This is a genomic window from Pseudomonas neuropathica, assembly GCF_051174785.1.
GTDB lineage: Bacteria > Pseudomonadota > Gammaproteobacteria > Pseudomonadales > Pseudomonadaceae > Aquipseudomonas > Aquipseudomonas neuropathica_A.
Genome location: NZ_CP195111.1, coordinates 2,078,840 through 2,092,207 on the forward strand (window position 1 = coordinate 2,078,840; position 13,368 = coordinate 2,092,207).

Consider the following 13,368-nt stretch of genomic DNA (forward strand, 5'->3'; position numbering starts at 1 on the left):
TGGTTCGACGACGGAGCTCATGGTGAACCGTCGATAGGATTACGGGATGGCAGACATGAATAAAAATTTTCTGCAAAACGGCGACTTCGGCACTGGCAAGTTTGCGCCTTGGGAGGTTCATGCATTCCAAGGCAAGGCCAGCGTCGTTCAGCATAACCTCGGCTATCAAGCGAAGGTGTTGCCTGGTGTAGACAACGGCGTCGTACTGTTGAATCGATTCGACGCCCCACCCGGGGTCTTTACCGTGCAGATCGATGCATCCGCGCCTGAGGCCGAATACCATCAGGATCCGCCGAACATCGACACGCACCCGATTCTGTTTTTTATCATCTCGGGCTATGGAGAGGACGGCAGAACAATCCAGTACGACGTCGGTAGCTGGTGGCTGAAACCTGCGCAAATGTCTTTCAAATACTCCGGCGTCATGTTGGCAGGTGCAGTGAGCGCCCAAGTGCAAGTGTCCTTTCCCTCTGATCCTCTTAAGGTCAAGGGGTCGCTCTACATCGATAACGTCAGCTATACGCTCGACCCGCCAGGGCAGATTCATAAAACGCGCTGGAATCAGTGATCGGCAGCCCCCACTCAGAAACTGCGCAGCGGGTAGGTGACACTCTGCGGGCAAAAGATTTCGTAATCGTCGACAGCCCACTAAACATGAGACAAACTCAACACTTTTGCGTTGACCACAAGTTTTCCTCATGGAGCCATCGGTGCTTGAAATCCGCCACCTGAAAACCCTGCACGCCCTGCGCGAAGCCGACAGCCTGGTCGATGCCGCCGACCGTTTGCATCTGACGCAATCAGCGCTGTCCCACCAGTTCAAAGAGCTTGAGGAACGGCTGGGCATGGCGTTGTTCGTGCGCAAAACCAAACCGGTGCGGTTCACCAGCGCCGGTTTGCGCCTGCTGCAACTGGCGGACGCAACCCTGCCGCTGTTGCGCGCCGCGGAACGGGATATCGGTCGTCTGGCCGGTGGCACCGCCGGGCGTTTGCACATGGCCATCGAATGCCACAGCTGCTTCCAGTGGCTGATGCCGACCATCGACCAGTTCCGCGATGCCTGGCCGGAAGTCGAACTCGACCTGGCATCGGGTTTCGCTTTCGCACCGTTACCGGCGCTGGCCCGTGGTGATCTGGATCTGGTGGTGACTTCCGATCCACTGGAAATTGCCGGTATCACTTATGTGCCACTGTTCACCTACGAAGCCATGCTCGCCGTGGCCAATCAGCATGCGCTGGCGAGCAAACCGTACATCGTCCCCGAAGACTTGCTCACGGAAACGCTGATCACCTACCCGGTGGAACGCGACCGCCTCGACATCTTCACGCGCTTTCTGGAACCGGCCGATATCGAGCCGGCGCAGGTGCGCACTTCAGAGCTGACGGTGATGATGATGCAACTGGTCGCCAGTGGTCGTGGCGTCTGCGGCATGCCGCACTGGGCGCTGCACGAGTACAGCTCGCGCGGTTATGTGAAGGGCAAACGGTTGGGGGAAAAAGGTTTGTTCGCGACGCTGTACGCGGCGATTCGCACCGACATGCTCGATGCGCCGTACATGCGTGATTTCCTGCTGACGGCGAAAGACACGTCGTTCTCGACCCTGGACGGTGTCAGCGCGGTTCGCTGACTCAAGTACACCGCGAACTCTTGTGGGAGCGAGTCTGCTCGCGAATGCAATCGGTCAGTTGCCAACGTTGCTGACTGACACACCGCTTTCGCGAGCAGGCTCGCTCCCACAGGGATCAGTGTGAACTCAGATCTCGCGCCACATGTGGATCTTGTCGAAATAGTCTTCGCCCACCCGCACCGCCAGTGGTTCGAGGCCGAACTGCACGAAGCCACAGCGCTGATAGAGATTGAGCGCGGCGTCATTGCCGGCGGTGACGGTAAGCTGGATGACTTTCAGTTCGGGATGGTTTTGCGCGTTGGCCAGCGCGGCTTGCACCAGTTCATACCCCAGGCCGTGCTGACGAAAATCCGCCGACACGTACATGCCGAACAACGTGGCTTTATGGCGGGCCTTTTCACGCGGCTCGAAGGCCAGGCCGACGATACCGGCCAACGTAGCGGCTTCAAACGCGCCAAGTACCACATCGAGCTTGCTGGTCAGGCGCCCTTCCCACCAGCTCAGCGGCATCACCGCGCGTTCGCGCACGCTTGAGGTAAAAGCCTGCGGATGGCGGTCATAGGCTTCGAGCATCAGTTCCCGGTAAGCCAGAGCATGGCTGGCGTCCAGCCGTTCGATCCACATGCTCACGCCGTCCTGCGTTGCTCAAACATCAGGCGCACGGCCAGACCAGCCAAAACGAACCCCATGAAATAACGCTGCAGCGCCAGCCACGTCGGGTTACGCACGAACCACGACGCAATGCCTGCCGCGAACAACGCAATCAGCAAGTTGACGCAAAAACTGACACTGATCTGGGTCAGGCCGAGAATGATGCTTTGGGTGAACACCGAGCCGTGTTCAGGGGTGATGAATTGCGGGAACACCGAAAGGTAGAACACGGCGATTTTCGGGTTCAGCGCGCTGGTGAGAAAGCCCATGGTGATCAGCTTGCGCGACGAATCCGCCGGCAACTGCTGTGCCTCGAATGGTGAACGCGCCCCCGGTTTCAGCGCTTGCCAGGCCAGCCACAGCAAGTACAGCGCACCAGCCCATTTGAGCACTTCATAGGCCATCGGCACCGCGAGGAACACAGCGGTCAAACCGGCCGCCGCCGCAAACAAATGCACAAAGAACCCCGCCACCACGCCGAGCAACGACGTCACCCCGGCCTTGCGTCCCTGGCAGATCGAGCGCGAGATCAGGTAGATCATGTTCGGCCCTGGTGTCAGCACCATCAACAAGGCAGCAGCGGCGAAAATCAGCAAGTCTTGCAACGGGATCATGGCCAAGTCCTTTGCGTGAATGATCTGGCGAGCGCAGTCAGTGAGCTGCGATAAAACGGCAGGATCAGGTCGCGTGTCAATGGCGCCAGAACGACAGCAGGATCAGCGGCAGGATCGACCCAGATCACTTCTTCGATTTCCGCCGCCGGCGTGACATCAGCGTCGATGGTCAGCTGGAAGATCTGCGCTTGTACAACGAATCCCGGCTCGTTGGCGGCGGGGGCGGAAAACTGACCGAGGAACGTCGCTCGCGCCGGATCGATCTGCAAGCCCAACTCCTCTTCCAGCTCACGCGCCAGCGCGTGTACCGGTAACTCGTGCGCTTCGATCTTGCCGCCCGGTTGCATGAACGCGGTGGTCCCGCGCTTGCGCACCAGCAGAGTCTGCCCTTGAGGATTGAGCAACAGCGCGGCGGCGATACGAATGAGGTTTGCAGAGACAACGGATGCAGAGGTCATGGGTCAGCCACCGGCCTGGAAAAACCGCAAGGATCCCATGCCCGGCCCAATGACGTCACCTCGCCGATCATTCGCCCAGCGCCTTGAGCGTGGCTTCGACCTCCTCCGGCACCTTGACGAAAATCGTATACTTGCCGCCCTCCATGGCTTCGAACGCAATCAGCTTTTCCACCAACAGCGCACTGAGCACCTTGCCGGCGTTGAGCAGCAGCATGCCGTTATCGGCATTCAGATTGCGCGCCAGAATCATCCCCGCCGCCAGATCCCGAGTAGACACCACCTTGACCGACGGATCGGCCAGCGTGACGTCGCTGAGAAATGCCGCACACACCTGAATGAAATCCTCGACCAGATCGGGATCGTACAAACGCCCGGCGTACTGGCGCAGGTACAGCAGCGCTTCATCGCTGTTCATCTGCCGCTCGAGGATCAGACCGCGCTGCAACTCGACGAAATCCACCGCCAGTTTCAGCAAGCGTGAACCGAACGGAATGCCCTCACCCTTGAGCCGGTCGGGAAAGCCGCTGCCGTCCCAGCGCTCCTGATGATGGAGGATCAGACGCGCCGCATCTTTCATCGGGTCAAGCGTCATGAGCAACGATTCGCTCTGCTTCGGATAACTGCGATACCGCTCGCGTTCGGTATGGCGCAGCAGATCCGAGGGCATGGTCATCATCGCGTCGGTCCAGCTCAGTTTGCCGACGTTGTACAGCGCCGCAGCCATGGTCAGATCACGGCTGGTGGCCTCGTCCAGGCCGTGCTGTTTGCAGTAGCTGCGCACCAGTTCGATGATTTGCCGGTTGGTCTGCTTGGCAGGTGGCAAGCGCAGATTGGCCAGCAGCGAGAACACTTCGGTGCCGGTGGCATAGCTGTGCTTGAGCTCTTCGTACGCCAGATCGAGCATGTCGGCGGTTTGTTGCAGTTCGGCGGTGCGCGCCGCGACATGCTTTTCGAGGGTGCTGTTGAGCAGTGTGAGCTGATCGTTCTGCACCCGGGTCAAGCGCTCCAGCCGCTTGCGCTCCTGCTCGGAATGCTGGTGTTCGAGGGATTGGCGCAGGATCAGCAGCAGCTCTTCGTCATTCCACGGTTTGCTGATGTAACGGTGAATTTGCCCGTCATTGATGGCTTTGATGATCGCCGCCGGGTCGGCATAGCCAGTGAGCATGATCCGCGCAGTCGCCGGATAACGCTCACGGACATGCGCCAGTAACGAGGCACCGTCCATGCCCGGCATGCGCGCATCGCTCATCACCAGGTTCACCGGCTGCTGCGCGAGAATCTCCAGCGCCTGGGCGCCGCTGGTGGCCAACAGCAGATCGTAGGGCTGGCCGCGCAACAGGCGACGCAGACTGTTGAGGATCGACTCCTCGTCGTCGACCAGCAGCACTGTGGGTCGATGCGCCGGCATCGGCGCGGATGGCTCTTCCATGGCATGGCCTCAAGCAAACAGGGAAATTACGACGCACCGACCCAACACTGCGCCGGTCCGCGCCTGAGTCCAAGGCTAGATGATTTTCGCCGGCATTCACGCTCTTCTTTATCCGGGGCCGAAAGCGCAGTGCCGGGGAGCCGACTATGCTGAAGACAGCGCAAGACTCTATCGGCTGACACGAACAGGCAAATGGCGAGGGAAAAGGATGCCCCGGATGACCACAGCATGCCTCCCCACGGGCGGCGCGGCATGACAGCGCTAAACGTGCACATCAATCGCCGCGTGCTGATCGTTGACGACAGCCCGGCGATCCATGGCGACTTCGCCAAGATTCTCAGCCCGGTCATCCCCGGCGACGATGGTCTGGGTGAAACCGAGAGCCTGTTGTTCGGCACCCCGTCCGCCAGGCAATCCCAACATTTCGAACTGGATTCGGCGTTTCAGGGCCACGAAGCCCTGGAAAAACTCGAAGCCGCGCTGGCTGAAAACCGTCCCTACGCCATGGCCTTCATCGACATGCGCATGCCACCGGGCTGGGATGGCCTGGAGACCATCGAACGGCTGTGGCAGGTCGACCCCAAGTTGCAAGTTGCGCTGTGCACGGCCTATTCCGATTATTCCTGGGAGGATATCGACCAGCGTCTGGCGCTGAACGACCGGTTGCTGATCCTGAAAAAGCCCTTCGACGCCATCGAGATCCGCCAGATGGCCAGCGCCCTGACAGTCAAATGGCAGATGACCGAAGACGCCGAACTGAAGATGAGCCTGCTGGAGCAAGCGGTGCAGGAACGCACCCGGGAGCTGTCGGACGCCAACGTGATCGTGCAGAACAGCCCGACCATTCTTTACCGCTTGCGCGGCGAACCCTCGTTTGCGCTGATGTACATCTCCCACAACATCACCCGTTACGGTCATGTCGCCGCCGACCTGGTGGGTTCGCCCGACTGGGCGCAAGCATTGATTCATCCGGATGATCAGGCGAACGTCGATGCGGCCATGGCCCGAGTGCTGGACCGGCATGCGTCGGGCGCGTCCATCGAATTCCGTATGCGCACCGGCCAGGGCAGCTGGCGCTGGGTGGAGAACCGCTACATCCCGGTGCGCGATCAGGACGGCCGTCTGCTGGAAGTCGAAGGCATCATTCTCGACATCACCGAACGCCGGCTGGCCGAGGACAAACTGGCCTTGCTGGCGCGTTCCGATGGCCTGACGGGTCTGGCCAATCGCGCCACCTTGATTGAACGCCTGCATCAGGCATTTGCCGCCGCACGACGGGGCGCCATGCCGTTCGCGGTGTTCTACCTGGACCTCGACCATTTCAAGCGGATCAATGACACCCTGGGCCACCCGGTGGGCGATCTGCTGCTGCAGGAAGTCGCCCGGCGCATCAAGTGCGGCGTTCGCGAGAGCGACGTGGTGGCGCGCCTGGGCGGCGACGAATTCGCAATCCTGCAACTGGACGTCAGTGACCCGACCCAATCCGCCGCAATGGCCGCCAATATCCGCGACACGCTGCTGGCGCCCTACCAACTGGCCGGCAATGCGCTGCACATTTCGGTGAGCATCGGCATCAGCAGTTACAGCGACCTCAGCCTCGACGCCGACAGCCTGCTCGGGCAGGCCGACATGGCGCTGTACCGCGCCAAGGAAATGGGCCGCAACCAGTACCACTTCCACTCCGAGGAAATCTCCCGGGAAGTGGCCGAACGCATGACCCTCGTCAGCGAACTGATGACTGCCCTCGAGAGCGATGAGCTGATGCTGCGTTATGCGCCGGAGGTTGATCTGCACAGCGGCAGGATTCTCGGTATGGAGGCACAAGTCCTCTGGCAGCATCCCCGGCGCGGCCTGCTGCCGGCCGCCGACTTCGTGCCGATTGCGGAGAAAACCGGCGCGATCATTCCGCTCGGGCGCTGGGTGCTGGATCATGCCTGCCACCAGATGCACCTGTGGCGTAACGAAGGCGTCGCGCCGCCGGTGATGGCGATCAAACTCTCGCTGGCCCAACTCAAGAGCGGCCCCGAGCTGATCTACAACGTGCTGCGCACCACCGCCCGCTGGGAACTCGCGCCCTGGGATCTGCGTTTCGATGTCACCGAGGCCACGCTGGCCCAGACCAAGTGGACACACAACGACGCGTTGCCGCGCCTGCGTGAACTGGGCGTGAGCATCGCCATCGATGATTTCGGCACTGAATATTCCTCGTTCGACTACCTGAAAACCTACCGGGTCAATCACCTCAAACTGGCGCAGAGTTTCGTCGACAGCGCCGCCCACGATGTCGCCGGTGCCAACGCCCTGCGCGCGATCGTCAACTTCGCCCGGGATCTGGACATCGGCATCATCGCCGAAGGCCAGCCGTCGCCGGATCAGCCGCGCCCGCCCTCCTCCGCAGCCCCGCTGCCCAGCGCCCGGGGTCTGTATTTCAGCGCGGCGGTCAGCGCCGAACAGGCCGGGCATTTGCTCAAGGACAGTGCCCGTCTGACGCCAAAGGAGGACGAGGCATGAAAACGCCTTTTCCCCAGACCAACCGACGCATCCTGATCATCGACGACACGCCGGCGATCCACGATGACTTTCGCAAGATCCTCGCCCCGCAGGTTGAGGACGCCGTCGATTTGCAGCATCTGGAACAGACGCTGTTCGGCAGCCAGCAGACGCCGCACCTGAGCTTCCAGCTCGACTCCGCCTATCAGGGCCAGGAAGCGCTGGCGCTGGTCAATCGCGCACTGGCCAGTGGCAATCCCTACGCCCTTGCCTTTATCGACATGCGCATGCCACCCGGCTGGGATGGTCTGGAGACCATCGAGCAACTGTGGCGAGTCGACCCGAATTTGCAAATCGCCTTGTGCACTGCCTACAGCGACTACAGCTGGGAGGCGATGGCCGAACGGCTGGAGTTCGGCGACCAGTTGCTGATTCTGAAAAAGCCGTTCGACAGTCTGGAAATCCGTCAGATGGCCAACGCCCTGACCTGGAAATGGCAACTGGCGCAGGACGCGGCACTGAAGATGCTCAGCCTTGAGCGGACCATCGAGGCGCGGGTGCACGAACTGCTCAAGGTCTCGCACCTGCTGCAATACGATAGCCTCACGGAGCTACCCAACAGCACCCTGCTTGGTGATCGCCTGAGTCAGGCCATGGCGGTGTGCCGCCGGCATGACAAACAATTGGTGGTGATGTTTCTCGGTCTGGATCGCTTCAAACGCATCAACAATGCGCTGGGCCATCCGGCGGGTGACGAGATGCTCAAACGGGTCGCCCGGCAACTGCTGTCCTGCGTGCGCGATTCGGACTCGGTGTTTCGCTACGGTTCCGACGAGTTCGTGGTGATCCTCGGCGACATCAACCACCCACAGCAAACCCACGGCATCGCGGAAAAACTCCTCGCCGCCATTCGCCTGCCGCAGACGATCGCCGGCCATGATGTCAGCGTCACCGCCAGCGTCGGCATCAGCGTTTACCCCGATGACGGCCTCGAAGCCACCGAACTGATCAAGAAAGCCGAGACTGCGATGCGCAACGTCAAGGATCAGGGCCCCGACAACATCGGCTTTTTCATCGAAGCCATGAACCAGCACGCCCGGGAACAGCACAGCATCGAGTCGGGCATTCGCCGCGCCCTGCAAGCGCAAGAATTCGTCCTGCACTATCAGCCGAAAATCGACCTGCGCTCGGCCGCCGTGGTGGGTGCCGAAGCACTGGTACGCTGGCAAAAACCGGGGCATGGCTGGGTCTATCCGTCGGACTTCATCCCGGTGGCCGAGGACAGCGGTCTCATAGTGCCGTTGAGCAAATGGGTACTGGCTGAGGCCTGTCGGCAGACCCGCGCCTGGCAACTGGCCGGACTGCCGCCGATTCGCATGTCGGTCAACACCTCGCCCATCGATTTTCGCCAGCGGGACTTCGTCGCCGGCATCGAACGCGTACTGCAACAGACAGGTCTGGCGCCCGAGTGGCTGGAACTGGAAATCACCGAAGGCGTGCTGATGCAAAACGTCGAGGCGACGATGACAGCACTTAACCGCCTGAAAACGCTGGGCACGCGTCTGGCCATCGATGACTTCGGCACCGGCTATTCCAGCTTGAGCTACCTGCGGCGGTTTCCCATCGATGTGCTGAAGATCGACCAGTCGTTCATTCGCAACCTGTGCAACGACCGCAACGACGCCGCGCTGGTGAGCGCGATCATCAACCTGGGCAAAAGCCTGGAATTGGATGTCATCGCCGAGGGCATCGAAACCGCTGAACAACTGGCCTTTCTCAAGGCCCACCACTGCGAAGAGGGTCAGGGCTACTTTTTCAGCGAAGCCCTGCCCGCAGAGGCATTTGCGCGTTTGCTGGCCGGCACGGAGCCCGCACCGTGGACGATCGGACCAACATTGTGAAAGCGGCCTTGAGTCAGGGAGACAATTGCCAATGAAGTTTTTCCACCACGCCATGGCACTACTGCTGTGCGGACTCTGCGCCGGGGCCAGTGCCGAACCGCTGGACGAGCCGCTCAAACCGTTGCCCGCAGTGCCGCAGCAGGATGCCCGGCACGTGGAACTCGGTCGACGCTTGTTCCACGAGCCACGCTTGTCGATCAACAACACGCTGTCCTGCGCCAGCTGCCACCAACTCGACAAGAACGGTGCCGACAGCCGCGCTTTGTCACTGGGCTTCGACGGCAAACCGGTAGCCGTGAACACACCGACCGTGTTCAACGCCGCCCTCAACTTCCGCCAGTTCTGGGATGGCCGCGTCGAAACGCTGGAGGAGCAAAGCAACGTCGTCATCACCAGCCCCCATGAAATGGGCAGCAACTGGAACACGGTCATCGAGCGACTCGATCAAAACCCCGACTATCGCCGCGACTTCGCCGCCATCTTCCCGGACGGTGTGACAAGGGCCAATGTCCAGCAGGCGCTGGCCAGCTTTGAACGCACCCTGCTGACGCCCGGTTCGCGCTTCGATCAATACCTGCAGGGCAATACCGACATTCTCACCCTGGAAGAAAAGTACGGTTACCAGCGCTTCAAGGAGTACGGCTGCATTGCCTGCCATCAGGGGGTGAACATCGGCGGCAATATGTTCCAGAAATTCGGCGTGTTCGGCGATTACATTGCCGATCGCGGCAACCCGACCGCAGCCGACCAGGGCCGCTTCAACGTCACCACCGATGAAGCAGACCGGGCCGTGTTCAAAGTTCCGAGCCTGCGTAATGTCGCGATCACCGCGCCGTATTTTCACGACGGTTCGGCGCCAACCCTCGAGCGGGCTGTGGATGTGATGTTCCAGTACCAGTTGGGGCGCATGCCAAGTGCTGAGGACAAACGGCTGATCATGCTGTTTCTTGCAACCCTGACCGGCCAACGGGAGGACAAGCCATGATCAACATCTCGCGGCGACGCAGCCTGTTGTTGCTGACCCTGGTCGCCCTGGCGCTGGCCTCGATTCTGCTGTTTCTGTACTTGAAATCCAGCTCTGACCAGAGCATGACGTACACCGAATCGCGGGATCTGATCCGGCAGATCAAACAGCAGAACTCGCTCTGGGAAAACGAGATTCTCAAGGCGCGAGTGGCGCTCACCCACAACTACGATCCGCTGGTGTCGCCGATGAACGAGATGAACCGGCTCTGGGCGCGCTTCGAAGCGATCGAGTCCGGGCACGGGCGTAAGGACTCGGCGCAATGGAACGAAGCTCACGAGCGTTTCCTGCAGGCGATGCAGGAAAAGACCCGTCTGGTCGAACAGTTCAAATCGCACAACGCACTGTTGCGTAATTCCCTGGCTTTTTTACCCACCGCTGAAGACGACATCCAGCAGCAACTGGCCAGCCTGTCGGACTTCGATAAATTGCAGCTGCAAAACATCACCACTGACACCTACGACCTGCTGCTCAGCGCCCTCGAGTTCGCCCAGGTCACCTCCGTCGACAGGGCGGCGGATATCGAGGTTGGCCTGAACAAGCTGAAGGTGAATGCGCAACGCCTGCCGCTCGCGTTTCAGACGCCGATCAAAATCCTGAGCAGCCATATCTCACTGATTGCTCGCGAACAGCCCCTGGTCAATCAATTGCTCGATAGCATCGAAAACATCCCCGTGGCCGACAGTCTCGACAACATCACCACCATGCTCGATCACGATCAGCAGCGCGCCGATCAGGTCGACCGGCAATACCACTTCTACCTGCTGTTGTTTTCGGTGCTGTTGATGCTGTCGCTGGTATGGCTGGCCATCCGCCTGATCGGCAGCTTCGCCGAGATCAACCGGGTCAACAGTGAACTGCAAACGGCCAACGATGCGCTGGAACAACGGGTCGAAGAACGCACCCGGGAACTGCGGGACGCCCAGAGCGAACTGCTCGGCGCGGCACGTCAGGCCGGCATGGCAGAAATCGCCACCAATGTGCTGCACAACGTCGGCAACGTGCTCAACAGCGTGAATATCTCCAGCGACCTGATCACGCGCAAGCTGCGCAGCAGCAAGGCCCAGGGGCTGGGCAAGGCCATGCAACTGATCAACGAACACCCGGATGACCTCGGTATGTTTCTCAGCGATGACACCAAGGGCAAATTGCTCCCCGGCTACCTCAACCAATTGGTGGTCGCCATTGCCCAGGAACAGCAGGAAATGCTCGACGAGTTGCACCAGATGAACAAAAGCGTCGACCACATCAAGGACATCGTCGCCACCCAGCAGTCCTATGCCGGCGCCAACAGCATGACCGAACCGCTGTTCATCAACGAATTGCTCGAAGATGCGTTGCGCATGAACGCCGGCGCCCTGACCCGCCACCACGTCACGGTGGTCCGGGAATACGCCGACGTGCCGCAGGTGATGGGCGACAAACACCGTTTGCTGCTGATCCTGATCAACCTCATCAGCAACGCCAAATACGCTATGTCAGACCTCAGCAACCGCCCCCGCACCATGACCCTGGCGGTCAGGATCGTCGATGACAACTTCCTTGAAATCAGCGTCAAGGATGATGGCGAAGGCATCGCAGCGGAAAACATGACGCGGATCTTTGCCCACGGTTTCACCACCCGCAAGGAAGGCCACGGCTTCGGTCTGCACAGCTGCGCCCTGGCGGCCATCGAAATGAACGGCCACCTCACTGCGCACAGCGACGGCCCGGGCCAGGGTGCGTTGTTCACCTTGCAGATACCCCTGATCAGCGTCACGGAGAACGCATGAGCGAGCTGTCGAACCGCCGCATTCTGCTGATCGACGACATGCCGTCGATTCATGAAGACTTTCGCAAGATTCTCGCGCCGCCAGCGGCGCAGTCAGTGGAAATGGACGAGATGGAGGCCGCTCTGTTTGGCGCACAGGTTCGCGCCGAACGTCCGCCGTTCGAACTGGACTCGGCCTACGGCGGCGAGGAGGGTCTGGGCAAGCTGGTGCAGGCCCTGGCGGAACAACGCCCCTATGCGCTGGCCTTCGTCGACATGCGCATGCCTGATGGCTGGGACGGCGCGAAAACCATTGAACATCTGTGGCAGCAGGATCCGCAGTTGCAAGTGGTGGTCTGTACCGCCTACTCGGATTATTCCTGGGATGAACTGCTGGAACGTCTGCAGGCACATGACCGCTTGCTGATTCTGAAGAAGCCGTTCGACAACATCGAAGTGCAGCAGATGGCCAACACGCTGCTGACCAAATGGCAGATGACCGAACGCGCGTCATTGCAAATGCATCACCTGGAACATCTGGTCGATCAACGCACGGCCCAGTTCAAGCAGGCCAGCGAAGAACTGCAGCGGGAAATCGATGAGCGCAAACAATTGGAAAGTCAGTTGGTGCAGTCGGAAAAACTCGCTTCACTGGGGCAAATGGCGGCGGGCGTGGCCCATGAAATCAATAACCCGATCGGCTTCATCTCCTCCAACCTCGGCACGCTGGACGGCTACTTCAGGCAATTGCTGAGCGTACTTGATGCCTGGCAGACGCTTGGTCCCACGCCAGACAGCGCGTCCGTGGCACGGCTTGAGCAATTGCGCAAGGACGCCGACCTGGATTTTCTCCTCGAAGACATCCCGGTGCTGATCCGCGAATCCAAGGAGGGCATTGGCCGGGTCGGGCAGATCGTGAAGGATTTGAAAGACTTCTCTCGGGTCGATAACCATCAGCAGTGGCAGTGGGCCAATCTGCAACAAGGTATCGAGTCGACACTGAACATCGTCGCCAGCGAACTCAAGTACAAGGCCGACCTGATCAAGGAGTACCACCCACTGCCGGACATTGAATGTCTGCCGTCGCAAATCAATCAGGTGATCATGAACCTGGTGGTCAACGCGGCGCAGGCCATGGGCCCGGAACGCGGCACCATCACCTTGCGCACCGGGCAGCAACAAGACACGGCCTGGGTTGAAGTCGCCGACACCGGCGCGGGGATTGCGCCGGACATCCTGCAGAAAATCTTCGATCCGTTTTTCACCACCAAACCGGTCGGCCAGGGCACCGGACTTGGCTTGTCCCTGTCGTACGGCATTGTGAAAAAGCACGGTGGCGATATTTCGGTACGCAGCGAACCAGGGGTGGGCACGACCTTTCGCGTCGAGTTGCCAATGCGTCAGAGCCGGCCCGCTGCCTGAG

At 60.4% G+C, this 13,368-nt stretch carries 11 protein-coding genes; 7 read left to right on the forward strand and 4 right to left on the reverse strand.

The features are described 5' to 3' along the window. The first annotated feature begins 46 nt into the window (after positions 1–46). Together ACRRSD_RS09385 and metR are read left to right on the forward strand one after the other, a co-directional pair. Complete coding sequence (locus tag ACRRSD_RS09385) at positions 47–568, forward strand: hypothetical protein (protein ID WP_435037897.1); 522 nt, start codon at positions 47–49, stop codon at positions 566–568. A 142-nt stretch (positions 569–710) separates the two neighbouring features. Further along, complete coding sequence (gene metR, locus ACRRSD_RS09390; RefSeq protein ID WP_007916739.1) at positions 711–1,628, forward strand: transcriptional regulator MetR; 918 nt, start codon at positions 711–713, stop codon at positions 1,626–1,628. A gap of 126 nt (positions 1,629–1,754) precedes the next feature. On the opposite strand, the gene ACRRSD_RS09395 is transcribed toward metR, so the two are convergent. The 4 genes from ACRRSD_RS09395 to ACRRSD_RS09410 all read right to left on the reverse strand — a co-directional run bounded on the left by ACRRSD_RS09395 (position 1,755) and on the right by ACRRSD_RS09410 (position 4,780). Next, the gene (locus tag ACRRSD_RS09395) at positions 1,755–2,252 is read right to left on the reverse strand and encodes a GNAT family N-acetyltransferase (RefSeq protein ID WP_435037898.1); all 498 of its coding nucleotides are present in this window, start codon (positions 2,250–2,252) and stop codon (positions 1,755–1,757) included. A 2-nt stretch (positions 2,253–2,254) separates the two neighbouring features. Further along, positions 2,255–2,893, reverse strand: a complete 639-nt coding sequence (locus tag ACRRSD_RS09400) for a LysE family translocator (RefSeq protein ID WP_034153531.1) — start codon at positions 2,891–2,893, stop codon at positions 2,255–2,257. Further along, complete coding sequence (locus ACRRSD_RS09405; protein ID WP_435037899.1) at positions 2,890–3,351, reverse strand: NUDIX hydrolase; 462 nt, start codon at positions 3,349–3,351, stop codon at positions 2,890–2,892. Before ACRRSD_RS09405 ends, ACRRSD_RS09400 begins: the two co-directional genes overlap by 4 nt. Positions 3,352–3,418: 67 nt before the next feature. Next, positions 3,419–4,780, reverse strand: coding sequence for an HD domain-containing phosphohydrolase (locus ACRRSD_RS09410; RefSeq protein WP_435037900.1), 1,362 nt, complete (start codon positions 4,778–4,780; stop codon positions 3,419–3,421). A 252-nt stretch (positions 4,781–5,032) separates the two neighbouring features. On the opposite strand from ACRRSD_RS09410, the gene ACRRSD_RS09415 reads away from it, so the two are divergent. The 5 genes from ACRRSD_RS09415 to ACRRSD_RS09435 are packed head-to-tail and all read left to right on the forward strand — an operon-like array spanning position 5,033 to position 13,367. Then, complete coding sequence (locus ACRRSD_RS09415; RefSeq protein WP_435037901.1) at positions 5,033–7,291, forward strand: GGDEF/EAL domain-containing response regulator; 2,259 nt, start codon at positions 5,033–5,035, stop codon at positions 7,289–7,291. Then, entirely contained in the window at positions 7,288–9,171 is a 1,884-nt protein-coding gene (locus ACRRSD_RS09420) for a putative bifunctional diguanylate cyclase/phosphodiesterase (protein ID WP_435037902.1), read from the forward strand. The genes ACRRSD_RS09415 and ACRRSD_RS09420 overlap by 4 nt, the downstream gene beginning before the upstream one ends. A gap of 31 nt (positions 9,172–9,202) precedes the next feature. After that, positions 9,203–10,156 carry a cytochrome-c peroxidase gene (locus ACRRSD_RS09425; RefSeq protein ID WP_435037903.1) on the forward strand — a complete coding sequence of 318 codons (954 nt, stop codon included), beginning with the start codon at positions 9,203–9,205 and terminating at the stop codon, positions 10,154–10,156. After that, positions 10,153–11,967 carry a DAHL domain-containing protein gene (locus ACRRSD_RS09430; protein WP_435037904.1) on the forward strand — a complete coding sequence of 605 codons (1,815 nt, stop codon included), beginning with the start codon at positions 10,153–10,155 and terminating at the stop codon, positions 11,965–11,967. Before ACRRSD_RS09425 ends, ACRRSD_RS09430 begins: the two co-directional genes overlap by 4 nt. Then, positions 11,964–13,367 (forward strand): ATP-binding protein, encoded by a 1,404-nt coding sequence (locus ACRRSD_RS09435; RefSeq protein WP_435037905.1) that lies wholly within the window; start codon positions 11,964–11,966, stop codon positions 13,365–13,367. Before ACRRSD_RS09430 ends, ACRRSD_RS09435 begins: the two co-directional genes overlap by 4 nt. Position 13,368 lies beyond the last annotated feature (1 nt).